The organism is Kribbella yunnanensis (genome assembly GCF_039529655.1).
Lineage (GTDB): Bacteria > Actinomycetota > Actinomycetes > Propionibacteriales > Kribbellaceae > Kribbella > Kribbella yunnanensis.
Genome location: NZ_BAAANF010000006.1, coordinates 150,898 through 176,156 on the forward strand (window position 1 = coordinate 150,898; position 25,259 = coordinate 176,156).

Below are 25,259 nucleotides of genomic sequence, written 5' to 3' on the forward strand. Positions count from 1 at the left end.
ATTCGACGTGCCGTACGACGCAGTGCTGGAGTCTGCCGCGGAGATCCTTGCTGCGCGTGGACCGCTGACGGATGATCAGCTCTTCGCCGAGCTGGACAGTCGCGGCGTCGATCTCGGCCCGCTGCCTGTGGACGGCTGGACGGAAGCGCTCGACGAGGTGCCCGACAGCCAGATCGTGCTCCTCGGCGACGGTCGCTGGGGTTGGTTGCCGAGCCTGCTTGCCGGGCGGGTGTTCGTCCGCCGGGTGACGGACGTGGAGGCTGCCCACGACCTCCTGTTCCTGACGCCTGATCTCACGGCGGCAGCGCTCCTGTTCGAAACCGAGGACGCCCGTCTGCTGGACGGGACACCGGTCGAATTGATCGTTGTTCCGTTCGAGCCCGACAAACTGGCTGAGCGCGGCGTATCACTCGAGGCGGTGACCGACTACGAGGTGGTCCTGCTGCCCGCCGGCCATTGGAGCAGTAGGAATGTTCGCTCCGGCGACCTGATCGCTCTGCGGATCAGCGGGGAAGGGCTCGCGCTCGAGGCTCCAGATGCGCCGGTCGACGCGAAGGCGACGACCGCGGTCGTGCAGGCGCTGACCGCCGTACTGGATCGGCGTGAGCCTGAGCAGCTCGACACGGCGATCTGGACGGTGTGTGCCGAGGATCCCGAGCTGTTCCGCGAGCCGCTGCCGCCACTGGACGAGCTGTTCGCCGCGAACGGCCTGACCCGGCTCGTCGACTGGGTGGCGCGGGAAGACTTCGACTTCGCCGCGTGGCGGATGAACAGCCGGCTCAAGAGCGTCATGGATCGTTTCGAGCTGGACGACGACGAAGCCCTGGCCGTGCTCGCAGCCACCGGTATGTACGAGCAGATGGCCGACGGCACCCTGCTCGACGGATTGACCGGACAGATCAAGGAGTTGCTCGCGCTTCTGGACGAGCCGATCGTCGTCAGTGCGCTGTTGGTGCACACGACCGGCTACGAAGCCGACCGGGCCGCGCCCCTAGGGTTGCTCACCGAGGCTCTCGAACCGTTGATGCCGCGGACCACCCGTCCCGCACTGCGCTGGCTGCGCGCCAAGACCCAGGAGTTACAAGGCGACATCGCGACCGCCGAGCAGACGCTGCTGTCCGCCGAGTCGCTCGATCCGGACTGGCCGCTGGCTGCGTTCGACCTGGCTCGCTACGCCTTCGACCGTGGTGACGCCACGCGTGGCCTGTCGCTGCTCCGGCGCATCGGGGCGCCCGACGACGATCCCATGCTGCAGGCTCTCGAGCGGTACGACGCCACTCCTCGCGTGGACATCGGTCGCAATGATGCCTGCTGGTGCGGATCAGGACAGAAGTACAAGAAGTGCCACCTCACCAACAGGGGGCTCCCGCTGGAGGAGCGCGCACGGTGGCTGTACCAGAAGGCGGAGCGGTATCTGGACGACCCGCCCCGCCAGATCTTGTACGACCAGCTGGGTGACCTGCGCGCCGAGTATGCCGAGACCGATGACGAGCTCGAGGCGGCGCTATCGGACCCACTCATCGCTGACGTCCTGTTGTTCGAAGGTGGGTTGTTGGAGGACTTCCTCAGTACTCGAGGCGTCCTGCTACCGGATGACGAGCAACTGCTCGCGCAGCAGTGGCTGCTGACTTCTCGCTCGGTGCACGAGGTGACGGATGTCCGCGCCGGCGAGAACCTCACCTTGCGCGACCTGCGGACCGGCGACATCCAGCAGGTCCGCGAACGCACAGCCAGCACTGCCCTGATCGTCGGCGAGCTGATCTGTGCCCGGGTTGCCGCAGCAGGCGACACCACGCAGATCTTCGGCGGGATCGAGCCCGTCGATCTGCGTCAGCGAGACGAACTCATCGCCTTGCTCGACTCCGAACCAATGCCGGACGAGCTGGTCGAATTCCTCACCCGGCGTTTCGCGCCGGCAGTCCTGCAGAACACCGACGGTGATCCGCTGGTCTTCTGCGAGGCAAGCCTCCGTACCGAGGATCCAGTTGCCTTGAGCAAGCTCCTCGACGAGCAGTTCGACCGTGGCGATCCGCGGGAACCGACCTGGATCGAGCACGCAATGACCGACGACCTGCCGCGCATCAGCGCAACTCTCCGGCTGAGCGAAGACATCTTGCAGGTGGAGACGAACAGCGAGCGGCGGCACCAGCGGATCGTCACGACGATTCGCGAACTGATGCCTGCGATCGTTCTGGTCAGCGAATCCCGCAGGCCGGCCCGGGACGCACGCGAGATGGCTGCGCTTGCCGCGGGGCCTACACACGACCGCGGGGCCGTCGCTGGTCCGGCCGATCCGGCGACCGCCGCCGTACTCGAGGAGTTCGTTCTCGAATACGAGAAGAGGTGGTTGACGGAGCCGATCCCGGCGCTGTCCGGGTTCACGCCACGGCAAGCTGCTGCGGATCCTACTCGTCGTGACGACCTGATCAGGTTGCTCGCATCGTTCCCGGAGGCCGACGGGCCGGGCACGATGAGCCCAGCCCGCCTGCGTGCCGCGCTCGACCTGCCGGCCGCCGGATCCTGAGCGTCCTCGAGTGCCGTCAGCGGCGTTCGAGCTTCCAGATCTGGGGCTGGAGGTTGTTGCAGTGCCAGATCTGGAGGTCGGCGCCGGCTGCGGTGGAGCCGCCGGCTACGTCGAGGCAGAGGCCGGAGTTCTGGCCGATGACCTGGTAGTAGCTGCGGCCGACGTTCACGAACTTCCAGCGCTGCCAGCCACCGTCCTGGCAGGCGAACTGCTGGATCTTCGCGCCGGGTTCGAAGGAGTTCTTGGTGACCTCGACGCAGAGCTGACTGTTCTGGCCTTTCATCCGGTAGTAGCCGTTGCCTTCGGCAGTGAACTGGAAGTTCTGCGGGCCGAGGCCGTTGCAGTACCACTGCTGGATCCGGCCGCCGTACTCACGCGAGTCCGCGGCAACGTCCATGCAGTGGCTGCTCTGCGCACTGAGCAGCCGGTACGTCGCTCCGCCGGCCACGCCGGTGTCCGTGCCGGTGCCGATTGCGGAGCCGGTGGCGAAGAACGTCTGGCAATCGCCGTTGCTGAAGTCACTGGCGAGTTGCAGGACGCGGGTTCCGTCGGCCGAACCGACTAGCGGCGAGCTGTAGTTCGGGCAGTAGTGGTTGACCGGGTTCGGGACCTGGACCGGGGCCTCGAGTTCGTACCAGTAGCCGTTGGCGCCTTCGGTGTTGGCCAGGATCGTGCGACCGTTGTCCGCGGCAACCGAACCGTTGCCGTTGAGCAGGATCTGGCCGATCAGCAACAGCTTGTTGCCGACGACCGCGATCGTCGGGGTGTGCGCGAAGTACTTGCCGTCGATGGTCTGTGGCCTGATGCCCAGGTCACTGGGCGATCCCCAGTTCCAGCCGTCGCTCGAGGTGCGCTTGTGGACGACACAGTCGTACTGCCCGCCGAGGCCGCAGATCTCGTAGACCATGATGTAGAAGCTCGGGTTGAGCTGACGCACCACCGGCATCCCCGGGCGGTGACCGCCGGTCGTGCTCTGCACTGTCGGTTGCCGGTCGGTCCAGTTCACGCCGTCGCTACTGCGGACCTCCATCAGCTTCTGACTGTGTACGCCGTCGGTCTCGTCGGCGTAGTGACAGACCAGCCGGCCGTCGGCGGCCACGGAGAACTCGGGCTCCCACAGACCGCGGTCGTTCGGCGCGGTCGCGCAGTTCGACAGGTAGCTCCAGGTCCGGCCGAGGTCGTTGCTGCGCCAGATCCGGAGGGCCATCGGGCGGTCGTTCGAACCGACCGAACCGGCCCACAGCAGGGTGCCGGCCGGCATCGAGCCGATCTGCCGCGGTAGCTCGAACAGCGTCGCGCAGCACAGGCCTTGGTTGTTGGCAGCTTCGGGATCGGCGACCACGCCGACCTCGGCGAAGCTCGCGCCGCCGTTCGTGCTCTCGTGGATCACGCCGACACCGCTCGCTGAGCCGCGGAACGACACGACGCTCGCGAGGATCCGGCCATTCGCCGTACCGCTGTACTGCAGGCGGACGGCTCGCGGATAGAGGCTCGCTCCGGCCGGCTGCAGCAAGGTGCCGCTGGCGGCCGGAGCAGCGGATTCAGCCGAGGCGGGGACTTGGCCGGCCACCAAGCCGGTGACCAGCAACAGGCCGGTGGTGAGCAACAGCAGACAGCGTTGCATCAGTGCGCGCTTCATCGGAGCTTCTCCAATGCGTCGGGGCGGGGACAGATCGGTTACAACGATGTATTCATGATGCACCCGACACCCTGTCACCGATCTGTCAGTGGCGACAGCCCTCCGACATGTTCGGTTAGGGCTTCGTGGGGAACAGCACGCGCCAGAGCGGGATGAAGGCGGGCTGGTCCGGCTGGCCGGTGAGGTAGCCGATCAGACCCGCTTGCTCGGCCGCGGTGATCTCGGCCGGGGTCTCCCCCTCGTAGAACGACCTGCAGGGGGACGCGGCCGACTTGCCGCGCTCGAACAGGGCGAGCGCCGGCTTCGACTCGGCCTTGGTCCGCGGGGTCAGGATCCGGTCACCGAACTGTGCCCACGGGAACGGATCCGCCTCGGCCCACTGACCGTCGACGTACGCCTTCGTCGCCGCCGCCCGCTCGGCATCAGTCGCACCCCACTCCGGCGGCACGTTCGTGATCAGCCCAACCGGTACGCCGACCGCCCGCAACTGCCGGAGGTGGCGTTGCGCATCCGCCATCCACGTCATCTTCCCGGCCACCTTGGTGTCGACCAACGTGTTGCCGAGGTCGAACCACACCACCGAACAATGGGTCGCGGTGGCGGCGGGGTGGGCGGCCGTTGCCGGGATCGCGGGCAGGGCGAGGGCGCCGGCCGCGAGGGTTGCCGCGGCCAGCCTTGCGAGGAGTTTCACTGTGCCTCCGAGCGCCCGTCCGCCTGGGGCGGTGGCGCGGTCGATTCTCGGTGGATGACGTGGTTCACGGTGAGCACGGACGGCTCCGGAGCGGGCTGTCCGTTGATCTCGGCGAGCAGCCGGTAGATCGCGTCACGGCCCTGGGCCTCGCGGTCGACGGCCACCGTCGACAACGACGGGGTCGCGAACCGGCCCATGTCCTCGTCGTCCCATCCGAACACACTAAGGTCGCGGGGCACTTCCCAGCCGCGCGACCGCGCGCCGCGGATCACGCCCATCGCGATCACGTCGTTGGCGGCCACCACCGCGGTGACTCCGCAGTCGGCCGGCAGTGCGGTGATCGCGTCGAATCCGGACTGGCCGGACCAGTCACCGTCGACCACACCGACCGAGCGCAGGCCGAGCCGCTCGATCGTCTCCAGGTAGACGTTCTTGCGGTTGCGGGCCGAGGCGAACTCCTGGTCGCCGGCCACGTGAAAGAACGTCCGGTGCCCCAGCGAACTCAGGTATTCGATGATCTCGCGGACCTCGGACGCACCGGCGAGCTGGCCCAGCACGTGCAGCTTCTCGTCATGGCTCTCGCTCCGGACAATCGGTATGCCGAGCCGCTTCGCGCCTTTCAGGTCGATCGAGGAAATCGCCAGGATTCCGTCGATCTGACCGGACCTGGCCAAATCCTCGATTCGCGCCGAACGTGCCCGCGGCCCACCTTCGACACTGACGATGTCGACCTGGTAACCAGCCTGGTGCGCAATCTCGGACGCGGCAGCGAGCTGCTGGCCGGGAAAATGCGGGCCGGCCGCGAGCACGATCGCGAGCCGGTTCGTCCGGCGGGTGCGCATCGAGCGGGCGACCAGATTCGGCCGGTAGTCGAGCGCCTTCACGGCGTACTCGACCTTGATCCTGGTCTTCGGTTTCAGGCTGTCCTTGTCCTGCAGGTACCGCGACACGGTGGTGTGCGAGACGCCCGCCAGCCGGGCCACCTCGTGGATGGTCGACGGCCGCTTGTCCCCCGGATCTGTCACGGGCAGCAGATTAGCCGATCCAGCGAGCCCTTGACACCCTCTGCGGGCTGCGGTTAGCTACCGCATCAAGAAGTGGATCGATCACTTTTTTAATGCGCCTCCACAACAAAGGAGGAAAGTGTCTCTCTTCACCCGGCTACGTCGCGATTACCCCGTCCTCCTGCTCGCGATCCCCGGAATGCTGATCATCTGTGCATTCCACTATTTCCCGCTCTGGGGAAATGTCATCGCCTTCCAGGATTACCAGCCCTATCTCGGTGTGGGAAAGAGCCTGTGGTCCCAGTTCGACAATTTCAAGACCATCGTCGACGGCGACCCGGAGTTCCTGAACGCGGTCAAGAACACCCTGGTCCTGACCGCGATCCAGACCGTCATCGTCTTCCCGGCGCCGATCGTGGTGGCCCTGGTCCTGCACAGCCTGCTGTCGAACCGGATCCGCCAGTTCGTGCAGACGGTGATCTACCTGCCGCACTTCATGTCCTGGGTGATCGTGGTCGCGGTCTTCCAGCAGGTGCTGGGCGGCACCGGGATGATCAACAACTGGCTGCGCTCGCACGGGTACGACCCGGTCCACATCATCGGGAACGTCGACGCCTTCCGGGCACTGCTCACCTCCCAGGTGATGTGGAAGGACACCGGCTGGGCGACGATCCTGTTCCTCGCCGTCCTGTCGCAGATCGATCGATCGCTCTACGAAGCGTCCGCGGTCGACGGCGCCGGCCGCTGGAAACAGACCTGGCACATCACCCTGCCAGGACTCAAACCGATCATCATCCTGCTGCTGATCCTCAAGCTCGGCGACTCGCTGACGGTCGGTTTCGAGCAGATCATCCTGCAGCAGCAAGCGGTCGGGACAGACGTCAGCGAAGTGCTCGACACCTACGTCTACAACAACGGCATCCTCGGCGGCGATTGGGGGACGTCGGCCGCGGTCGGTCTGGTGAAGAGCGTGGTCGCGCTGATCCTCGTCCTGGGCGCCAACAAACTCGCCCATCGGTTCGGTGAGGAAGGGGTGTACCGCGGATGAAACGCCAACAAGTGCTGGTCGGCGGCATGCCGATGCCGAGCCTGACCGAACGAATCGTCAAAGCGATCTTCCTGACCGCGATCTGCGCGGTGGTCGTGCTCCCGTTCGTCGGGGTCGTGTCCACCAGCCTGTCCTCGCCGGAGGAGGTCATCCGCGCCGGCGGCTTCGTGCTGCTCCCCACGCACGGATTCGACCTGTCGGCGTACCAATCGATCCTGTCCGGTGGGACGGTGACGCAGGCGCTCCTGGTGAGCGCCTTCATCACCGCTGCCGGTACGACGATCGCCCTGTTCCTCACGTGCACTCTCGGCTGGGCGCTGAGCCGCCGGGGCAGTGTCGGCAACAAGCCGCTGCTGCTGCTCGTGCTGATCAGCCTGCTCTTCAACCCCGGGCTGATCCCGAGCTACCTGGTGATTCAGCAGTTCGGGCTGCTCGACAGCTTGTGGGCGGTCATCCTGCCGACCTCGGTGAGCGCGTTCAACGTGATCGTCGTCCGGGCGTACTTCATCGGTCTGCCGGCCGCGGTCCTCGACTCGGCCCGGATCGACGGCGCTTCGGAGTGGAAGCTGTTCTGGCACATCGGCCTGCCGCTGTCGAAGGCGGTCGTCGCGGTGGTCGGGCTCTTCTACGGGGTCGGCTACTGGAACAGCTTCTTCGGTGCGCTGCTCTACCTGAACGACCCCAGTAAGTGGCCGCTGCAGCTCGTACTGCGGACCTACGTGGTCAACGGCGTCGAGATCGGTGCCCAGGACCTCGGTGCAGCCGGCGAGGCGCTGCCGCCGCAAACCTCGATTCAGATGGCGATCCTGATGATCTCGGTCGTCCCGATCCTGTGTGTCTATCCGTTCATCCAGCGGCACTTCGCCAAGGGCGTGCTGACCGGAGCAGTGAAGGGCTGAGAATGAGTAATCACGATGCGCGGCTGAGCCGCCGTACCCTGCTCGCCGGCGCCGCGGCCATCGGCCTCGCCGGTTGTTCCAACGAAGGTCGCGGCGGCGAGACCGGAGGCGGCGGCACCGCCGCCGGCGTGCGGCCGACGTACCAGCGCTATACCGAGGTGAAGGCCGACCTGCCGGGTGCGGAGTACAACATCCCGAACGCCTTCACCCGCTACCCCGCCAATCCGGTGCAGGCGATCCAGACTCCGCCCGGTGACGGCAAACCGATCGACGTCCTGACCTACACGAACACGCCGATCCCGCCGCGACTCGAACAGAACAGCTTCTGGCAGGAATTCAACAAGCGGGTCGGATCGCCGGTCACGGTGAACCTGACGCCGTCGGTCGACTACACGCAGAAGTTCGCCACCGTGGTCGCGGGCGACCGGCTCAGCGACATCTTCCTGGTCGGTGCGGTTCCCCAGGTGCCACAGTTGCTGGAGGCAAAGGCCGTCGACCTGACGCCACACCTGTCCGGCGACAACATCAAGAAGTACCCGTTCCTCGCGAACCTCCCCGAGACCGCGTGGAACCCGTGCATCTTCGGCAACCGGATCTTCGGCGTACCGATCCCCCGCGGCGCGATCAGCTCGCAGACGCTCTACAGCCGGGCGGACATCCTGGCCAAGCAGGGACTGCAGGGTGACATCAAGAACCTCGACGACTTCTTCGAGCTCTGCAAGGCGCTGACCGACAAGCGGAACAACCGGTTCGCGCTGGCGGGCTCGCCGACCCAGTTCGTCCGGAACATGTTCGACATCCCGAACAACTGGAGCGAGAACGGCAAGACGCTCGTCAGCAATCTCGAGCACGAGGCGCAGGAAGACGTCTTCGAAGCGCTGCGCAAGCTGTGGAGCGCCGGGTACATCCACCCCGACGGCTTCTCCGGCCAGAACCAGGACCTCAAGGTGCGGTTCGGGAACGGATCCAGCGCGCTGGTCCAGGACACCTTCAGCGCCTGGCCGAGCTACCTGCAGACCGCGGTGGACAAGGAGGCCAAGATCGCGATCATCGGGCCGCCGAAACACGACGGTTCGGGACCCGGCCGGATCTGGCTGGGTGCGCCGGCGATCGGCTTCGCCGCGATCAGCAAGAAGTCCGAGGCCCGGGTCGAGACCCTGCTGGCCTACCTGAACTTCCTCGCGACGCCGTTCGGCACCCAGGAGTACCTGTTCCGCAAGTACGGCCAGCCGGGGCTGCACCACCAGGTCGTCGACGGCAGTCCGGTGCTGACCAAGAAGGGTTTCAGCGAAGTTCAGCTCGGGCTCATGTACACGGCCGACGCGCCGTGGACGATCTTCCTGCCGGAGAAGCCGGGCGACGCCGAGGCCGAGTTCACCGCGATGAAGCAGAATTGCCCGACCGCGGTGGCGGATCCGGTGGCCGGGATGTACTCCGAGACCAATGTCCGCAAGGGCCCGCAGCTGACCACCGACATCACCCAGATCACCAACGACATCATCCAGGGCCGTAAGCCGGTCTCCGCCTGGGCCGGTGCGGTGAAAAAATGGAAGAGTGGCGGCGGTGACAAGATCGCCGAAGAGTTCGCCCAGGCACTCCATCAATCACGCTAATGACGCTGCGTCCCGTTGATTCACGTTGAAGGGAACTGTTTTGACCACCAACACCGTCAGGTTCGCGGCCGTCGGTCTTGATCACGCCCACATCCACGGTCAGATCGCCGGTCTGATCGCCGCCGGCGCCGAATTCGTCGCGATGGCGACCGAGGATCCGGCGGCAGCGATCGCCGTCCAGGTCCGGGAGCGGTATCCCGACGTACCGGTCGTCGACGACCCGGCCGAGCTGATCGCGCGGGACGGGATCGACCTGATCGTGACGGCCGCCGTACCGGACCGGCGCGGGCCGATCGCGGTCGCCGCCCTGCGCGCCGGGAAGGACGTCGTCACCGACAAGCCCGGCTGCGTCAGCTTCGCGCAGCTCGAGGAGATCGAGAAGGCCGTCGCGGAGAGCGGTCGGTTCTGGTCGGTGACGTTCTCGGAGCGGTTCGAGGTGCGCTCGGCGGTCAAGGCCGGTGAGCTCGTCCGCGAGGGCCGGATCGGGACCGTGGTGCAGACCATCGGGCTCGGACCGCACCGGATCGGCGACCGCGGCCACCTCGGCGGTGGCGCCGGGCGGCCGGACTGGTTCTACGACAAGAACCGGTACGGCGGCATCCTGGTCGACATCGCGTCGCACCAGATCGACCAGTTCCTGTACTACACGGGCTCGCGGACCGCCGAGGTCGTGGCGAGCTCGGTCGGCAACTTCGCCAACCCGGACAAGCCCGGTTTGCAGGACTTCGGCGACCTGCTGATCCGCAGCGAGAACGCGCAGGGCTACATCCGGGTCGACTGGTACACGCCGGACGGCCTGCCGACCTGGGGTGACGGCCGGCTGATGATCCTCGGCACCGAGGGCTACATCGAGCTGCGCAAGTACGTCGACATCGCCGGGCGGCCGGGCACTGACCACGTCTTCCTGGTCAACCACGAGGGCATGGAGTACATCGACTGTGCGGATGTGCAGCTGACGTACTACGCCGACCTCGTGAACGACGTACGGGATCGAACGAGTACGGCGGCGCCGCAGGAGCACACGTTCGAGACCATGCGGCTGGCGCTGACCGCACAGCAGCAGGCAGTCATTCGCGGAGCCGCCGAATGACGGTGCTCAAGGTCGCGATCGTTGGCTGCGGCAACATCAGCCGCAGCCATGCCCGGTCGTACGCCGCTGCCCCGGCCGAGGTGGTCGGGGTGGCCGATATCGTCCTGGCCAAGGCCGAGGAGCTCGCCGGCAAGATCGGCGGTACGGCGTACGCGAGCGCCACCGAGTTGCTGGCGGCAACTGATCCTGACCTGGTGTCTGTCACCACTCCCCCGGGCAGTCACGCCGAACTCGCCATCGAGATCCTTGCCGCCGGCAAGTCCGTGCTGCTGGAGAAGCCGCCAGTACTGAGCCTGGCCGAGATGGACGCGGTGGCAGCGGCCGAGCGTGCGAGCGCTGGTTCGGTGTACGTCGTCTTCCAGCATCGGCACGGGTCGGGCGGTCTGCGGGCCGCATCACTGCTGGCCGACGGCTCGCTGGGGAAGCCACAGGTCGCCGTCTGCGAGACGTTGTGGTTCCGGCCGGTCAGCTACTTCGATCCCGAGTGGCGCGGCACGTGGGTGGGCGAGGGCGGCGGGCCGACGCTCGGCCACGGCATCCACCAGATCGACCTGCTGCTGCATCTGCTCGGTCCGTGGAAGTCGCTGACCGCGACTGCGGTCCGGCTGGATCGGCCGGTGGAGTTCGAGGATGTGTCGATGGCGTCGGTGATCTTCGAGAGCGGTGCGGTGGCGACTGTTATCAACAGCTTGCTGTCGCCGCGGGAGCTGAGCCGGATCCGCATCGACACCACCGGCGGCTCGCTCGAGGTCAACCACTTGTACGGGTACTCCGACGCGGACTGGACGTTCCACCCGGTCCCCGACGCGGCGCGGGCTGCGACACTCGGGCTCGATCCGGGCGTCCGCCGTACCGGCTCGTCATCGGACGTCTCTTCCGGCGCGGATCCGTGGGTTGCCTCGGCGGGCGACGACGTACCGAGCAACCACGAGGCCCAACTCGGCCGGTTGGTCGACGACCTGCTGGCCGGGCGGACCCACGAGACCACGCTGGCGAGCACGCGGCCGACGATGGAGTTCGTGACCGCGCTCTACGCGTCGGCGCTCACCGGTACAGCGATGCGGCGGGCCGACCTGACCCCGGATCACCCGTTCTACCGGGCCCTCCACGGCGACGTACCGCAGGCTGTCATCGACCGGACGATGACGTAATCAGATCGGCTACCTCGGTGGCTTGACTGAGGTACGGCGAGTGGCTGGTCGGCCAGGTTTCGGAGGTTGTGCAGCGACCGGCGAAGCGCTTGGTGAGGGCAGCGGGGACGGCCTGGTCCTCGCTGCCGGCGATGTAGATGGTCGGAGTGTCGCGCCAGGTGACGCTGCTTGGGGCGGCACCGAAGATGGCGGGTGGCTCAGGGCGGAGCAGCGCGATGGCACGAGCCGCCGTGGCGTCGTCCACGTCGCCGTACAGGTTCACGCGGGCGTCGGCGGGGTCCAGGGCGAGGCGCCCGTTGTCGTCGGGGGCCATCGCCAGGCCTTTCGGCGGGGCGCCGGTCTCCGCGGCGACTTCGGCCAGTAGCTGACCGGGCGACTCGCCTGCGTCGAGCAACCAGCCCGCGAGGAAAATCTGCCCCTTGGCGCCCCGGATGGTGCCCGCAACGACCCCGCCGAACGAATGACCGACCACCAACGGCGGCTGCTCGGAGGCCGCGACGAGCTCGTCGACGAGGGCGGTGCTCTCATCCAGGGTCAGTTCGTAGAGGTCCGGAATCTCGACGCTGAGCCCGCGTGAGCGCAGCAGACCCGCCAGTTCGTCGAAGTGCGCCGGTTGGTGCCAGGCGCCGTGGAGGAGGATCACGTCTGTCATACGTTTGACGCTACCGTCGGCTTCGAAGCGATAACGGCGCACCGGTACGGCGAGCAGGGACGCGGGGGCAGTCAGTACGTTGAGGTTCATGTCCCGCCCCGGTCAGCCAGAACGCTCTGCGACGTACGCGGAGGTTTTCGCGGTTGCCGAGTTCAGGTGGTCGTGGCTGGCGCTGGTCGGGTCGGTGATCGGGGACCAGCTGGCGCGGGTTGCGCTTGCGGTGCTGGTATTTGACCGCACGGGCTCGGCTGGGCTGTCGGCGCTGACGTATGCGCTGACAATGTTGCCGGATGTTGTGAGCGGGCCGCTGCTGGGCGGGCTGGCGGACCGGTTCCCGCGGCGCCGGATCATGGTCAGCTGCGATGCCGCCCGTGCGGGTCTGGTGGCGCTGATGGCCATTCCGGGTACGCCGCTGTGGATCCTGTGCGTGCTGCTCGTTGCGGTGCAGCTACTCGCCGCGCCGTTCCAATCAGCCCGTACGGCGTTTCTGGCGACGCTGATGAGCGGTGACACCTACCGGGCGGCGGTCGGGCTGTCGACGGTGACCGTTCAGGCCGCTCAGCTGGCTGGTTTCGTGGCTGGCGGCACCATTGTCGCGCTGCTCGGTTCCAGCCAGGCGCTGGCGTTGAACGCGCTCTCTTTTGCGGTCTCGGCCGTATTGCTGCGGTTCGGAGTCCAAGAACGTCCGGTCCCTCTCGGTGACGACCCGACCGCCCGGCTGAGCTGGTGGGGCTCCCTGGTCGCGGGCGCGCGCCTCGTCTGGCACAACCGCCGACTGCGCTACCTGCTCGCCCTCATCTGCGTGCCCGGCTTCTACATCACCGTCGAAGGACTAGCGACGCCGTACGCCGCCTCGGTCGGGGGCGGCCCCATTGCCGCCGGCATCCTGTTCGCCGCGAACCCGGCCGGCCAGGTCATCGGCATCCTCGCGGCATCACGAATCCCCCCGGCCCGCCGGATGGCCATGATGGGCCCGCTCGCGATCGGCACCTGCGCCGTACTGATCGGATGCGTGTTCCAGCCGGGGTTGTGGGTAACGGTAGGACTGTGGATGCTGTCGGGAATGTGTGCGTGCTTCATGCCGCTCGCGCAAGCCACATTCGTGCAAGAGATTCCTGATGCGCAGCGCGGCCAGGTGATCGGCCTGGCCCGCACTGCGCTGGTGGTTACTCAGGGGATGGGGATCCTCATCGCCGGGGCGGCGGCGGATCATTGGAAACCGGCCATAGTCGTGGCCGTCGCAGGCGCACTAGGCGTCATCTACGCTGCAGGCGCCGCCCGGGGGTACCGGCGCGCCGAAGTGTGAGGGAGACCGATCACGGCCAGTCGTTGGAGCGCATCGCCACGCACCTCCTCCCGGAAACCGGCCCGGCATCACCATCCGACAACGCAGTGACTTTGCGTGATATCGCGTTTACTCTGAACGGTGAGGACGAGTGGGGCTGGGGGAAACGTTAATGCTGAGTATCCGCCATTGGCGCCTGCGCCGCAGGCACCGTCGTGACACTGACGTGGCTGTGTCCAACTGGTTACCTACCCGTTGGGCGCTCTGGTCCGCCCCCTCGGTCGTGCTCGGCTACGTGCTGGCCATCGATGCGTTGGCACTGGCTGTGCTCGGCGCGTCATTCATCGGCGCGGACGTGCATTCCCCGGACTGGATCCGGTTCGCCGTCCTGGTGGCCGGCTCGGCCATCCACATCGAGGCCGGACGGGAGATCGAGCGAGTCCGCCTAGTCGTCGCCGAGGGCTCGACGTACGTGAACCTGAAGTCGATGTGGATGTTCGCAGCCATCCTGATCCTTCCGCCACCGCTGGCCATCGCGGTGATCGCACTCAGCTTCGTGCATTCGTGGGCCCGGCTGCGGAGGAGCCCGCCGCACCGTTGCTTCTTCTCCGGCGCGACGGTTGTCCTCGGTTCGGCCGTCGCCACGATGTGCCTGCGGACGATCAACCCCGACAATCACCCCGGGTTCGCCGGTGGGCTCATCGGCCTGGTCGCAGTCGCCGCGGCGGCACTGGCCTACTGGCTCATCAACTTCGCCCTCGTCGTCGGCGCAGTCCTGCTGTCCAACCCCGAGGCGAATGCCCGCAAGGCCCTCGGCCAACTGTCGGACCAGTTCATCGTCGCCGGCGCGCTGGGGCTAGGCACCAGCACCGCAACGCTGCTCATCTTCGAGCCCTGGCTCACGGTCGCCTTGCTCATCACGGTTCTCGGTCTGCACCGAGCGCTGCTCGTCGGGCAGTTCCAGTTCGCCGCCCGCACCGATCTGAACACCGGCCTAACGAACACTGCCTTCTGGCACGAGATCGCCGCCAAAGAGCTGGAACGGGCTCACAACAACAACACGTCGCTCGGCGTTCTCTACCTGGATCTCGATCACTTTTTCCGGACTACGGGCTCCGCCCAAGTCATCGCGGCCCCCTGATCAGCCGCCGTCGAGCCCTCAGCCCGTGCTGGACCTGAACCAGTTACCCGCCTGGCGGACGACTTTGACGCCCTGCAGCATTTCTTCGACAAAGCCTATGAGCTTCCAGGCCTTCAGGGCGTCTAGGTGAAATCGGAGTAAGCCAAGTAGGTGCTGCAGTGCAGGCATTGGAAGAGGTATGCAGTTGGCGGAGCGTCACGGGATAGCGAGTTGATGTAGGAACTGATGTCATCGTCGGACCACCCGCTCTCACGTCCTTCCGCCTCGATCGCCTTGATGGCAGCGCTATGCTGCCTCAGCGCCTCGGTCCCGGCCGTGCCAAGGTAGGCGGCGCCATCGTCGCAATGGAACATCCAGCGTTCCTGCTGCCATCCGGTGAAGCCCGGGGTCCGCAACTCGATCTCATCCAGCACCTCAGGAGGTATCCCACTGGAGGTGATCGGCTGGATATCTGTGAACGAGATATCCAGCGCGTCCGCGGCAGTGCCGTCGGCGATGCACCACGGGCAGACCTGAACGTCGTCGCCATCGTCCGTTATGAGGTATCCCGTATAGAGGGCTCCTCGCGATTGGCAACACACCGAGCATGCGCCGTCCTCCAGCGCCACTGAGCCCGTTGAAACCGGTAGTGGATGATAACGAAATGACGGAAGCGTCGGACCGTTCATCAGCGTCCTTCGTCCAGATATAGCCTCGCCAATGGTCCAGTGCGCCGAACTCGAGTGGACCATCCCGGACGCTCGCCGTTCCGCAACGTAGCGAACAGGACGTCCCCGATGAATACCTCAGCGTCTACCGGGCCCCTCCAACAGCCTTCCACTCGACTCGCAAATTCAGGGAGACCACGGCCCACCAGATCCCCAGTAGGGGAGCTGCACCAGCGACGCTCATTCACGATCGTCGAACGACATGGACCAAGCCAACTGAACATCGGCTTCCCAGCCGTCAGGCCGAGCGCCTGGATTCGCCCATTGGAAGCCTGAATTCTTCCACTTCGCTCGAGCCCGGATCACTCCCTTAGGGGTTGAATCCTCATATCCAAACTCAACCCCACAGCAATCACATATCTCGTAACTGGGCGTCCTCTCGTCTTCCCCCCATGGAGGGTCCGGTTGCAGGAGGCCGCAGACTCGGCAGTGCATGTAGGTCTCACTGGGCATTGAAGTAGTCCATGTTCGTCGCATGTCCATGATCTGCTGGATCTGGCCTGAAATACGTCCGCGGAACACCTGATCGATCCATGACGCCAAATTCGTTCGTCACTGGATTATAGCGCACCGAATCTCCATTCCCCCGCGTTCGCGTCAGAATATTCTTGTTGGTACTGCGAAGGAAGGTTGTCCCTGCCTCCACATACTCCTTCGCATTGTTTAGATTCGGGAACTCTGTCTTGTGCTTGTCCCAATGTTTGAACGCGTTCTCTACGGAAGTCTTGTTTCTTGTGGAGCTCCAGCAGCTGTCATTGTGAACCAGTACCGGTGTCGGACCTGCAAGCACATAGTAGGTATGGATTCCTCGGATCGTAAGGTTGTGCACCCGCTCGGGCTGGGTATACAGATGGACTCCAGTCACCCGGATCAGTTGATCCGGAACCGAGCCCGCGAGATTCTGGTTGATCTGAAGCTCTCCAGCATCAACCCAATCGCGACGTTCGGGTACGTAGAACGGGTGGCCGGCTGTGGCGGTTACGGTCGCGGCCTGCGCTGCTCCATTGCGATCAAGAGCCATGATCCTGATATCGACCAACTGTTTGGGCCCTCGTCCGGTGATCGTGCGCACGACGGGCTCGTGGGATGTCTTGCCTGTTGCTGGGTCGGTGGCTACGACTTTGTCGCCGAGCTTCAGCTGCTCGATGGGTTTGGTTTCGCCGTTGGCGAGTAGGACGAGTGTTCCTGGCACAAAGGAGTTGCCGATCGCGCAGCTGGCTGCTTGTTTGAGGTCGTCTTCGGCTTTGCGGTAGCCCTTGATGGCGTCGATTGCTTCGTCGGCGAGGCGGGTGATGTTGCCGATGAGGTTGGCGAACTTCTTGGGTTTGAAGAGGTAGCGGCCGATGATTTTGCCGGCGATGCCGCCGGCGAGCGACGACAGGATGGTGACGCCGGTGGAGATGCAGCCGCCGATGTCGCCGTTGGTGAAGCAGTTGATTGCGTCGGTGATGCCGAGTTCGTCGGCGAGGATCTTGACGATGTCTTTGATGACGCGCTTGACGCGTTCTTTGGCTTGATCGCGCTTTTGCTGGTGCTGTGAGAGGTCCTGTTGGGGCGAGGGGCCCGGGGTTGTGTCGGGGTGGTTGTTGCGGTTGGTGGTGGGGTTGGTCTCGTTGGGTTCGTCGGGGGCTGAAGTGTTGCCGCGGGTTTCGGTTCCTTCTTCGCCCTTGCCTCCAAGGAACATGAGGCCATCGGGGTCGCTGAAGGTTGCCGGGTTGCCGTTGGAGTAGGCATAGGCGTTGAGGGTTTGCGGGTCGGCGGTGTCGACGAGTGGGTCGACGCTGATGAACTTGCCGAGCTTGGGGTCGTATTCGCGGGCGCCCAGGTGGGTCAGGCCGGTTGATGGGTCGTCGACGCCGTTGACGAAGCCTCTGGCCTTCGGTTCCCAGGTCGGTGATGGTGTTCCGCGCGGGTTCCCGTAGGGGTCCATGAAGCGACGCGACACGGTGGCGGTCAGGCCGTCGACGGACACGGTTGCGGTGCCGTGCGGGTCGGGCATCAGGTATTCGACCGACGAGGCGTCGTTGCGCATGGCGATCGTTTTGCCGTTGTAGTCGTAGTACCTGGTGGAGCCGACAGTTTGCGTTTCGCCCGTGTCCCAGCGGACCTCGGCCGAGGCGAGGTAGAGCGTTGCGCCCTTCGGGTCGTGGCGGATCAGCCGGTTGCCGTCGGCGTCGTACACGAAGCTGGTGTCACCCGCAGGTCCTGATACCGAGGCGAGGTGTCCTTCGGCGTCCCAGGTGAGGGTGTCGGTGTCACCACCGACTTGCCGCGACGACATGTTGCCGGCCGCGTCGTAGGCGTAGGTGTCGACCGCTGTTCCGCCTGGCCCCGACTCCGACACACCGGTCACCGCGTGCGGCCGTGCAGCCGTTGCTGCCGGGTAAGTGTACGTCGATGTTGTGTCGCCGGCGGTTTTGTGGTCGGTGATGGTTTTGCGGTTGCCGGTGACGTCGTAGGTGTAGGACTGCCAGTACGGCGCCGGCCCGCCGACCGTCGATGCGGAGCGAGTGTCAGCGCAGGTGCCGGCGGGTGTCCATGCTTCGGTGGTGCGTCGTAGGTAGTCGGTGGCGTAGCACTGCAGGTCGACCGAGGTGCCGAACTTGTGCGAGACCGACTTCACGTTGGATGCGTCGTCGTAGGTGTAGTTGAAGGTGTCGTCGGTTTGGGCGATGCCTTCGCGGTTCACCTTCATCTCCGACAGGCGACGAGTACCGTTCTCGTAGCTGAAGGTCTGGTAGGCAGACTTGCCTGTCCGCTGCCCGACGTTGTATTGCAGCGGCTCGCCGAATGCGGTGTAGGTGGTCTCGCTGACGTAGGCCTGCCAGCCGCCCATTCGCTGCGGGTTGCCGTTGGCGTCGTACTCCAGATTGATCGTTTCGTCCGGCAGACCGGGTGTCGACGGGAGCCGGGCGTAGTCGATGCTGCCGTCCGGGTTGTACGCCGTCGTGCTGGTGTAGGTGCCCTTGAGCTCGCCTTCGGTTTCCGGGATCACGACCTTCGTGCCGGTCGGCCGGTCCATGGCGTCATAGCCGGTGACAGCCGACACATAGTCGTTGCCGTTGACAGTGCGAGTGGACGAAGTGAGCAGGCCCTTGCCCAAGGTGTCGTATGTCCAGCTGGCAAGTACCGGTCCCGTCGCGGAGCCGCTGCGGACGGCGGTCTTCCGGTCGAGCTCGTCGTAGGAGTAGAACACTTGCTGACCGCGGGCGTCCTTGGCTGACACGACGCGGTCGGCTGCGTCGTAGACCGAGGTGGTCGTTCCCTTGTCCGGGTCATCGGACTGGATTCGTCGGCCGCGAATGTCGTAGCCGAAGCTCCACACGCTGCCGGCCGCGTTGGTCACAGAGGCGAGCTGATCGTCGGGGGTGTAGGTGTACTTCGTCGAGTCGTAAGCGCCGGTGGCCGCACGTCCCCGGTACTGCCTGAGCTCACTCTTGTGCCCGCGAGCATCCGTCAACGTGGTTGTAGTAGTGCCGCCCTCGGGCGGGACCACAGTCACAGAGTCACCGTTGTACGTCGTCGTTGTCCGCGACTGCTCATTGTTGGCGACGATGAACTGCGACAAGACGTTCCGGTTGGCTCCGTCATAGGTGTTCGCGGTCCGTGCCGGAAGGTTCGGCTCGTTGGCATCGAACAACACGTTCGAGGGCTGGGAGGTGCTGTCGTGATAGGGGCCGTCAGAGAAGGCCACGTTCCCGCGTTCGTCGTACCTGGTGTCCATCAGGATGCGTCCGGCACCGTTGGCTGCAGGTGTCTGTACCTGCCGCTGGCGGAGTAGGCCGTCGAGAAGCGTCCTGCTCGTCTTGTAGGTGCCGTCCGGCTTCAGCTGCTGCGTCACGACGACGTTCGGCGCGTTGTTCGGCACCACGTAGCTGAAGATCATCGACGCGGTGACCTTATCGGCCTTCGACCGGTCCGGAAGCCACACAGCCGTCAAGCGTCCGAGGGCGTCATAGGTCAGGTCGGTACGACGCTGGTTCGCATCGATCTCGGCCAAGGACGATCCCCAGGCCGGGGAAATCTCAGTCGTGTTGGTGAAGTTCTTGGCGTCGGTCGTCTTCATGGCAGTGACCGGACCGCCGGCTTTCGGCGTGAACTCCACCATGCTGGTCCGCCGGTCGAGCCCGTCGTAGGTCTCGACCACGCGACCAAGCGAGTCGTAGACCATCCGGGAGCGCTGCTCGTAGACAGGGCCGGACGACCAGCCGCTCATCGTCTCGACCTTGGTGGTAAGACCACGCGTCGGGGGGGCTGTGAGGCTACCTGCGTTGTCGTAGTAGTTGCGGATGTCAGAGATGACCTGCGCGGGCCGGTTCGGCGTGGCGGTGCAAGCGACTGAGACCTTCTCCTCGCGGCTGACCGAGCCCCAAAGCCACAGGTCGTCGTTCGGGTTGTAGGTCAGGCGGGTGCACCGGTCATCGGCTGCGGTTGCGGTATCGCCTAGATCATCAACAACGGTTGGAAAACCATGCCCGTTGAACGTTGCACTTGTCTGAGTGATCCGGTAATTGCCAGAGCTCAGACGGGTCAGATTGACCGTGGACTCCGTCCGGAGAAGGAGCGCGGTGTAGCCACCGGCTGATCCGGTGGAACTCGTCCACGGAGTCGAGATGGTCTTGCTGACCTCGGCGCCGCCAGAGCCGTTGTAGGTGATCTGCTCCCGGACGAACCCGTTGTAACGCTCGGCGTCCTCGACGGTGTCTCCGCGGCTGTCGGTCACCGCAACCGACTTGCGGGACGTTCCTGCCCTGTCGAGGTAGTCGTTGTCCATCCCCCGGAAGTAGGTGTACTGGGTCTGGGTCTGGTTGCCGACAGGTCCTGTCCTGACGTTGACCTTCGAGTAGCCCCGCCATTGGCCCCAGGTCCGGTTCTTCACCCGGGTGAACTCGCTGTTGTCGAAATGCCACGCCGGTGTGCCGACGTACTCGTACAGCGTCTGCTGAGACGGCGCATCGGTCACGCGATCGTCTGCCACGACCGAGGTGACAACGTACTTGTGGAACCAATCCAAAGTCGGTTCTTCGGCACCGTCGATCGCCCAGTAGACCGGGAAGCATCGCTTGGCGTTCGTCGGCGCGTCGGCCTCGCCACGTTTCAACGGGCAGTCCGCGACGCTGTAGGTGACGTCAGTGGTCAGTCCGGACTCGGAGTTGATCTTGCCGACTCGCCACTTCTGCATCGCCGGCCGAGCATCCTTGATCACATCAACCCGATTCGGCATCTGCACACCGATGAAACTGACCGTCGGATTGGACACCGATCCGCCGACTCGGCCCTGATGCGTAATCGACGCCAGCCACAGCGACGGCGCCACATCGGCGCCCGGGAACTGATGCGTCAGCGTCCAGGTATCGACAGACGAATACGTGTTGTCGCTGCCCAGAATCTGCGTATCGACCGCGGTCAGGCGTTTGCGGGTGAAGAACGACGGCGAAGTCCGGCTCGGACAGGTCGACGACGACGTACAGATCTGGTCGAAGGGCGTATCCGGCCAATCCGACGCCGTAGCAGCCGTCAAATCCGCACAGGTCACACCGGTCTTCGGGATACAACGCTCGGACACGCTAAACACCACGCGAGCCGGGTACGCCGTCACCGTTTCGTTGGCGTCTTGACGCTTCGCGTAGTTGATCCGCCACGGGTAGCTGGCCCGCTGGTACTGCGAGACCGCCGTATTGTTGTTGCGCCCGTAGTAGTTGTTCTCCTGGACGTACTGATAGGTCATCAGGTTCTTGCTCGGATCAACGACCTTATCGACGCTCCACCGCCACGCCTGAGTACAGAAGGATTCCGCGAACGCCGCCTTGTGACAGGGCTCGTTCTCATGGTTACCAAAGACCGGCACGGTGCTGACCGAGTTCGACTTCTCACCGTTGGTCAGGTTCGGGTTCACGCCGAAGAAGTACGTCGTGCCATCCGTCGTGGTGAGCTGCCAGTGCTCGCCCTTGGCCACCCCATCGGTGGCGTTCGCAGCGCCGTAGCGGCGCTCGATCAGCGAGCCGTCGTCGTTCTTCAGCCGGAACGTGTCGATCGTCGCTGCAGGGTCCGACGGGTCAGGCCGTGAGCTGAGCTTGAACAGCTCCCCGGACCGGCCGCCGAGAGACAGGAAGGCGTTGTCGGACTTCCAGCACAGATCCCCGGTCTTGGCCTTGTTGTTGCTGCTCGGCGTCATGTCCTGGGAACACGAGATGTATCGGCGCTCGATGTAGCCAGGCTCGAGCGTGTACCCCTGACCCACCCACGACGTCTGGTTGTTCGTCGACGCCACCTGACCGTCGATCGACGCCGAGCTATAGCCGATCGACAGTTCCGGCTTCGGACCGGCAGTGCCCGGCGGAACGCGCAGAGGATAGTTCCAGTTGAAGTCGCCCGTCTGACTTCCGACATTCCACGTCGACGACGGCGACAAGGTCGATGCCGCGTAATCACCCGTAGCCCCCGACGCGCCTGCCGTCACGGCGAGCGTGGTCAACTGCGGCGAAGCCTGCCCGGCCCGCGCAGCCGGCGGAGCCGGCGCAACATCAACCTCTGCAGAAACAGTCTTCGTCTCGAGGTCGTTGGCGCCCGCCGGGAGGAGCCGCTTCTCCGTGCAAGCCTGTGCGGAACCGCAGTCGAGCTCGACCAACCGCAGCCGAGACGACCAATCACCTCCGTACGCGTCCGCAAACTTCGAATAGTCGACCGACACCCTCGCCTTCGAGGTCGACGGCTGCGCGTCAGTGCGTGACAGACGAAGTACCACACCTGGAACTCCGAGGCGGGCGCTGTCAGCCTGGCTGAGAACCTCCAGCTGACCAGCCGGAGCCGCTGCCGATTTGGTGGCACCCGTCTTGAACGCGGCCGCTACCGGCGAAGCCGCTGCGCTCTTGGCCAGACCATCCGCCACAACGCTGCCTGCACCCACCCGCGATACACCGGGCGATGGCCAGATCGGAGCTTTCGGGACGAAATCCGGCATCTTTGACTGCTCGGCCGGAGCCGGCACAAAATCCTTACCCGGCGTGGTCTCGTCCTGCTGCACCGCCGGAGCCGGCACCTTCGCCGCCGAGACAGCCTCGGCCTCTGGCACGTACGACGCGACGCCGGCAACCAAACTGACACCCAGCAACGTCACCAGAGCAGCTGTCCTCGAACGGTTCCTGTGTAAACGCATGGCTATTGTCCTCGGCTCAGTTGGTCGACGGAGAGTCGTAGTAGTCCTTGTGAATGGCGGCATCATCGATCGCCCCCGGATAGATGCGGGCGTCATCGACCTGACCATCCATCGCGTGCGAGACACCGGAGACCGTGCCAGTCCCAAGACGAATTGCTCCTGGACCGTCCGTGGTTGCCGCAGCGGCTTCGCTTGCCCAGCTCTTGCTACCGGTGTCGTCATACCGGGTCAGCGTCAACGACTTGTCGACAGCGTTGTACCGGCCAGTCAGGTAGACCCAGGTGCCGGCAATGTACGGCTCAGGCACCGACTTCACGATCGCCGCCTCCCCACCGTTGGCATCCGGAATCGTGAATGCCCAAACCGCCTGCGGGCTATCCGGATCCGACAGATCTTGGCTCAGAACTCCGAGCGTGAAGCCACTCCCTCCAGCCCTGCCCTCACTCATTGCCACCTGTCGTCCTAGAACGTTCGCCAGTCTGACGCGAACACTCACGCTGAAGCTCTGACTCGTATCGAGAACGTCGGTCGCCGACGAAGTGGCGGAGCTAGACGGCGAGAGCCGGACAGACCAGTCCTTGTTCGTCTGCGTCTCGTCCCACCTGTCACCCGGCAGCCAGGAAGCATCACCACCCAGTGTGATCGCTCGCTGATTGACACTGGAGTCGGCCAACGCCGAGCCGGTTCCCTCGTCCATCCGCCAAATCCCCTCGGCGTCAGGCGTTTTCAGATTGATCCAGACCACACCTGGGGAAGAACTTTGGTTGTTGCTGCGGTCGTAGGCCCACGCCCTGAACACCATCGGCCCCGACTTGGTCGTGGTGTACCTGAACGACGCTTCGCCATTCTCAATCGGAAGGATGGCGCTGGTCGGCGTGTCACCGTCAGCGGTGTATCGGAAGTAGTTCTGATCCACGCTCGTCTGCTTGATATGGACATCGAGCCGTGTACCGACCGGGTACACCACCGAGCCGCTACCCGAAGGGATGACGACCTCCGGCGGCGGTGGCTTCGAGGTGTCGATGATGAACCAGCACATACCCGAGTACGCCGACCAGCTCACACCATCAGTCGCCTGAGCCTTCCAACCAACCAGGGTGTTGAGCGGAAGCTTGTCGATTCGCGCATCCGGGGTGAAATCCGTCGTACTGGTCGCGAGCTTCGCAACGCTGCGAATCGTCTGCCTAGGCGCGCTCTCGCCGTTCTTCCAGATATCGAACTTGACGTAAGCCGATTGCTGGTCGGGGTCGAGCACCTTGATGTGCGGGATCGGCTGTTCCTGATTGATCCGGGACGGATTCCGGTAGTCGGTCGCGCAGGACGCGATCGGCTCCGTTGAGCGGGCGTTGGCCAACTCAGGGATGTGGTTGTAATCGATCACGAACAGCACGTCCTTGCGGAACCGCTTCCACGCCATGTCGTCGGTCTCGCTCGCCGCCCGCAAACCCAGATACACAAAGGACTTGCTCGCCGCTGCCTCCTCCGCGACAGCAGTCCGCACGTCGAACTCGAGCCACTTGCCACCGCCCGTGCACTCGTCGCGCCCAACTGCGTCGACGACAGAGTCGAGCTTGCGTTTCCATACACCGGCCTGGGTGCCGTTGTTCCAGTTCACACCGGTACCGATCGGCGTCGTCTGCCAGACCTGCACCTCTTTCTTCGTACAACTCGCAGCCCACGTCTCATAGGCGCTGAAGACCGCCTTCAAGATCTGGGTGCCGGCGGTGCCTCCGAGCTTCATCTTGTAGATCAGACGCTTGCGGCTCCAAGGCTCGAACGACTGGTACCCCACGCCTTCTGGTCCTTCCCAGTTCCACGACGAGGTCGTGGGATAGCGCTCATTGATCATCGCCCGGCCTTCCTGGGCGAAACGAAGGCTCGGGTCGATATGCAGCGGGTACTTGGTGGCGGGGTCGTTGACCAGCGCGGCAGCGGGACTGATCGTCAATGCCTCTTGCGAGACCTCGACCGGCAGCTGAGCGACCTTGTCGCCCTCCAGCGGTGTCTCCGTACGGTCCTCGTCCGTCGGCGCTTCCGCCTCACCGCGCGAGTCCCACATGATCGGCTGCGGGCCAGTGAAGATCAACGCACCAAGGTCGTCCCGTACTTCGATCACCCCACCCGGAACCTTGGAGACGATCAAACCGGGCGCGTCCACCGCGAGATCGAGACTCTGCACCTCTGGCAACCGAGCAGCCGCTGGCGTCTTGACGATCAGGACTTCGCTGTACGACTCCGCCGACGCTGTGATCTTCAGATCCACATCCGGGAAGACATTCGCATAGACCGCGCTGTTGCCGGCCAAGCTCGGCACGGGCAGCGGGCCCGGCCAACTCAACCGCAACTCATAGCCCTGAGCCCGCACCGCGATGAGCGGGCTGGAACCGCCGCCCGAGAAGGTCATATCAAGAGCCGTGGCCCGTGGACGCACCAAGCCGTCAGGGCCGCGCTCGAGGGTGGTGTCGATAGCCCGCCACTCATCGCCACGCTTCACCCGAACCGGGATGCTGTGCTGCTCAAGCGTGAACGAGCCGTCCGGATTCGCGAAGGTCTGCGAGGTCTCAGTGCGCTTATCGGGCACCTCAACCCGTTCCCCAGTTACCTTCGCTTGCTCAGACGGCGAATCCTGCACCGCTGACACCTTGCCCGCCGCTGCAGG

General features: G+C 65.0%; 15 protein-coding genes. 8 read left to right on the plus strand and 7 right to left on the minus strand.

Annotated elements, in window-relative coordinates:
* Positions 1-7: 7 nt before the first annotated feature.
* Positions 8-2,524, plus strand: coding sequence for an SEC-C metal-binding domain-containing protein (locus tag ABD231_RS10220; RefSeq protein ID WP_344148694.1), 2,517 nt, complete (start codon positions 8-10; stop codon positions 2,522-2,524).
* A 16-nt stretch (positions 2,525-2,540) separates the two neighbouring features.
* Here ABD231_RS10220 and ABD231_RS10225 read toward each other — a convergent pair whose 3' ends face one another.
* The 3 genes from ABD231_RS10225 to ABD231_RS10235 all read right to left on the minus strand — a co-directional run bounded on the left by ABD231_RS10225 (position 2,541) and on the right by ABD231_RS10235 (position 5,879).
* Positions 2,541-4,163, minus strand: a complete 1,623-nt coding sequence (locus ABD231_RS10225) for an RICIN domain-containing protein (protein ID WP_344148697.1) — start codon at positions 4,161-4,163, stop codon at positions 2,541-2,543.
* A gap of 115 nt (positions 4,164-4,278) precedes the next feature.
* Entirely contained in the window at positions 4,279-4,854 is a 576-nt protein-coding gene (locus tag ABD231_RS10230; RefSeq protein WP_344148700.1) for an HAD family hydrolase, read from the minus strand.
* The gene (locus ABD231_RS10235) at positions 4,851-5,879 is read right to left on the minus strand and encodes a LacI family DNA-binding transcriptional regulator (protein ID WP_344148703.1); all 1,029 of its coding nucleotides are present in this window, start codon (positions 5,877-5,879) and stop codon (positions 4,851-4,853) included. Before ABD231_RS10235 ends, ABD231_RS10230 begins: the two co-directional genes overlap by 4 nt.
* 118 nt (positions 5,880-5,997) lie before the next feature.
* Between ABD231_RS10235 and ABD231_RS10240 the strand changes: the two genes are divergently transcribed.
* From ABD231_RS10240 to ABD231_RS10260, 5 genes are read left to right on the plus strand one after another with little or no spacing between them, the layout of a single operon-like run.
* Entirely contained in the window at positions 5,998-6,906 is a 909-nt protein-coding gene (locus ABD231_RS10240) for an ABC transporter permease (RefSeq protein ID WP_344148706.1), read from the plus strand.
* Entirely contained in the window at positions 6,903-7,805 is a 903-nt protein-coding gene (locus tag ABD231_RS10245) for a carbohydrate ABC transporter permease (RefSeq protein ID WP_344148709.1), read from the plus strand. Before ABD231_RS10240 ends, ABD231_RS10245 begins: the two co-directional genes overlap by 4 nt.
* A 2-nt stretch (positions 7,806-7,807) precedes the next feature.
* Positions 7,808-9,418 (plus strand): extracellular solute-binding protein, encoded by a 1,611-nt coding sequence (locus tag ABD231_RS10250; protein ID WP_344148712.1) that lies wholly within the window; start codon positions 7,808-7,810, stop codon positions 9,416-9,418.
* A gap of 40 nt (positions 9,419-9,458) precedes the next feature.
* Entirely contained in the window at positions 9,459-10,508 is a 1,050-nt protein-coding gene (locus ABD231_RS10255) for a Gfo/Idh/MocA family protein (protein WP_344148715.1), read from the plus strand.
* Positions 10,505-11,659 (plus strand): Gfo/Idh/MocA family protein, encoded by a 1,155-nt coding sequence (locus tag ABD231_RS10260; RefSeq protein ID WP_344148718.1) that lies wholly within the window; start codon positions 10,505-10,507, stop codon positions 11,657-11,659. The genes ABD231_RS10255 and ABD231_RS10260 overlap by 4 nt, the downstream gene beginning before the upstream one ends.
* Here ABD231_RS10260 and ABD231_RS10265 read toward each other — a convergent pair.
* Positions 11,637-12,401, minus strand: a complete 765-nt coding sequence (locus tag ABD231_RS10265) for an alpha/beta hydrolase (RefSeq protein WP_344148721.1) — start codon at positions 12,399-12,401, stop codon at positions 11,637-11,639. The two genes, ABD231_RS10260 and ABD231_RS10265, sit on opposite strands and share 23 nt — an antisense overlap.
* Between ABD231_RS10265 and ABD231_RS10270 the strand changes: the two genes are divergently transcribed.
* Both ABD231_RS10270 and ABD231_RS10275 read left to right on the plus strand, forming a co-directional pair.
* Complete coding sequence (locus ABD231_RS10270) at positions 12,400-13,617, plus strand: MFS transporter (protein ID WP_344148724.1); 1,218 nt, start codon at positions 12,400-12,402, stop codon at positions 13,615-13,617. The genes ABD231_RS10265 and ABD231_RS10270 overlap by 2 nt on opposite strands.
* A 205-nt stretch (positions 13,618-13,822) precedes the next feature.
* Positions 13,823-14,737 (plus strand): GGDEF domain-containing protein, encoded by a 915-nt coding sequence (locus tag ABD231_RS10275; protein ID WP_344148727.1) that lies wholly within the window; start codon positions 13,823-13,825, stop codon positions 14,735-14,737.
* 122 nt (positions 14,738-14,859) lie between these two features.
* On the opposite strand, the gene ABD231_RS10280 is transcribed toward ABD231_RS10275, so the two are convergent.
* The 3 genes from ABD231_RS10280 to ABD231_RS10290 all read right to left on the minus strand — a co-directional run bounded on the left by ABD231_RS10280 (position 14,860) and on the right by ABD231_RS10290 (position 25,181).
* Positions 14,860-15,405 carry a CbrC family protein gene (locus ABD231_RS10280; protein WP_344148730.1) on the minus strand — a complete coding sequence of 182 codons (546 nt, stop codon included), beginning with the start codon at positions 15,403-15,405 and terminating at the stop codon, positions 14,860-14,862.
* Between the two features lie 481 nt (positions 15,406-15,886).
* Entirely contained in the window at positions 15,887-22,561 is a 6,675-nt protein-coding gene (locus ABD231_RS10285; RefSeq protein ID WP_344148733.1) for a polymorphic toxin-type HINT domain-containing protein, read from the minus strand.
* A gap of 55 nt (positions 22,562-22,616) precedes the next feature.
* Complete coding sequence (locus ABD231_RS10290) at positions 22,617-25,181, minus strand: LamG-like jellyroll fold domain-containing protein (RefSeq protein ID WP_344148736.1); 2,565 nt, start codon at positions 25,179-25,181, stop codon at positions 22,617-22,619.
* Between the last annotated feature and the right edge of the window lie 78 nt (positions 25,182-25,259).

Coding starts and splice junctions, on each gene's coding strand:
- ABD231_RS10225 (WP_344148697.1), bottom strand. CDS start 4,163: ATGAAGCGCGCACTGATGCAACGCTGTCTGCTGTTGCTCACCACCGGC.
- ABD231_RS10245 (WP_344148709.1), top strand. CDS start 6,903: ATGAAACGCCAACAAGTGCTGGTCGGCGGCATGCCGATGCCGAGCCTG.
- ABD231_RS10250 (WP_344148712.1), top strand. CDS start 7,808: ATGAGTAATCACGATGCGCGGCTGAGCCGCCGTACCCTGCTCGCCGGC.
- ABD231_RS10260 (WP_344148718.1), top strand. CDS start 10,505: ATGACGGTGCTCAAGGTCGCGATCGTTGGCTGCGGCAACATCAGCCGC.
- ABD231_RS10270 (WP_344148724.1), top strand. CDS start 12,400: ATGTCCCGCCCCGGTCAGCCAGAACGCTCTGCGACGTACGCGGAGGTT.
- ABD231_RS10265 (WP_344148721.1), bottom strand. CDS start 12,401: ATGAACCTCAACGTACTGACTGCCCCCGCGTCCCTGCTCGCCGTACCG.
- ABD231_RS10280 (WP_344148730.1), bottom strand. CDS start 15,405: ATGAACGGTCCGACGCTTCCGTCATTTCGTTATCATCCACTACCGGTT.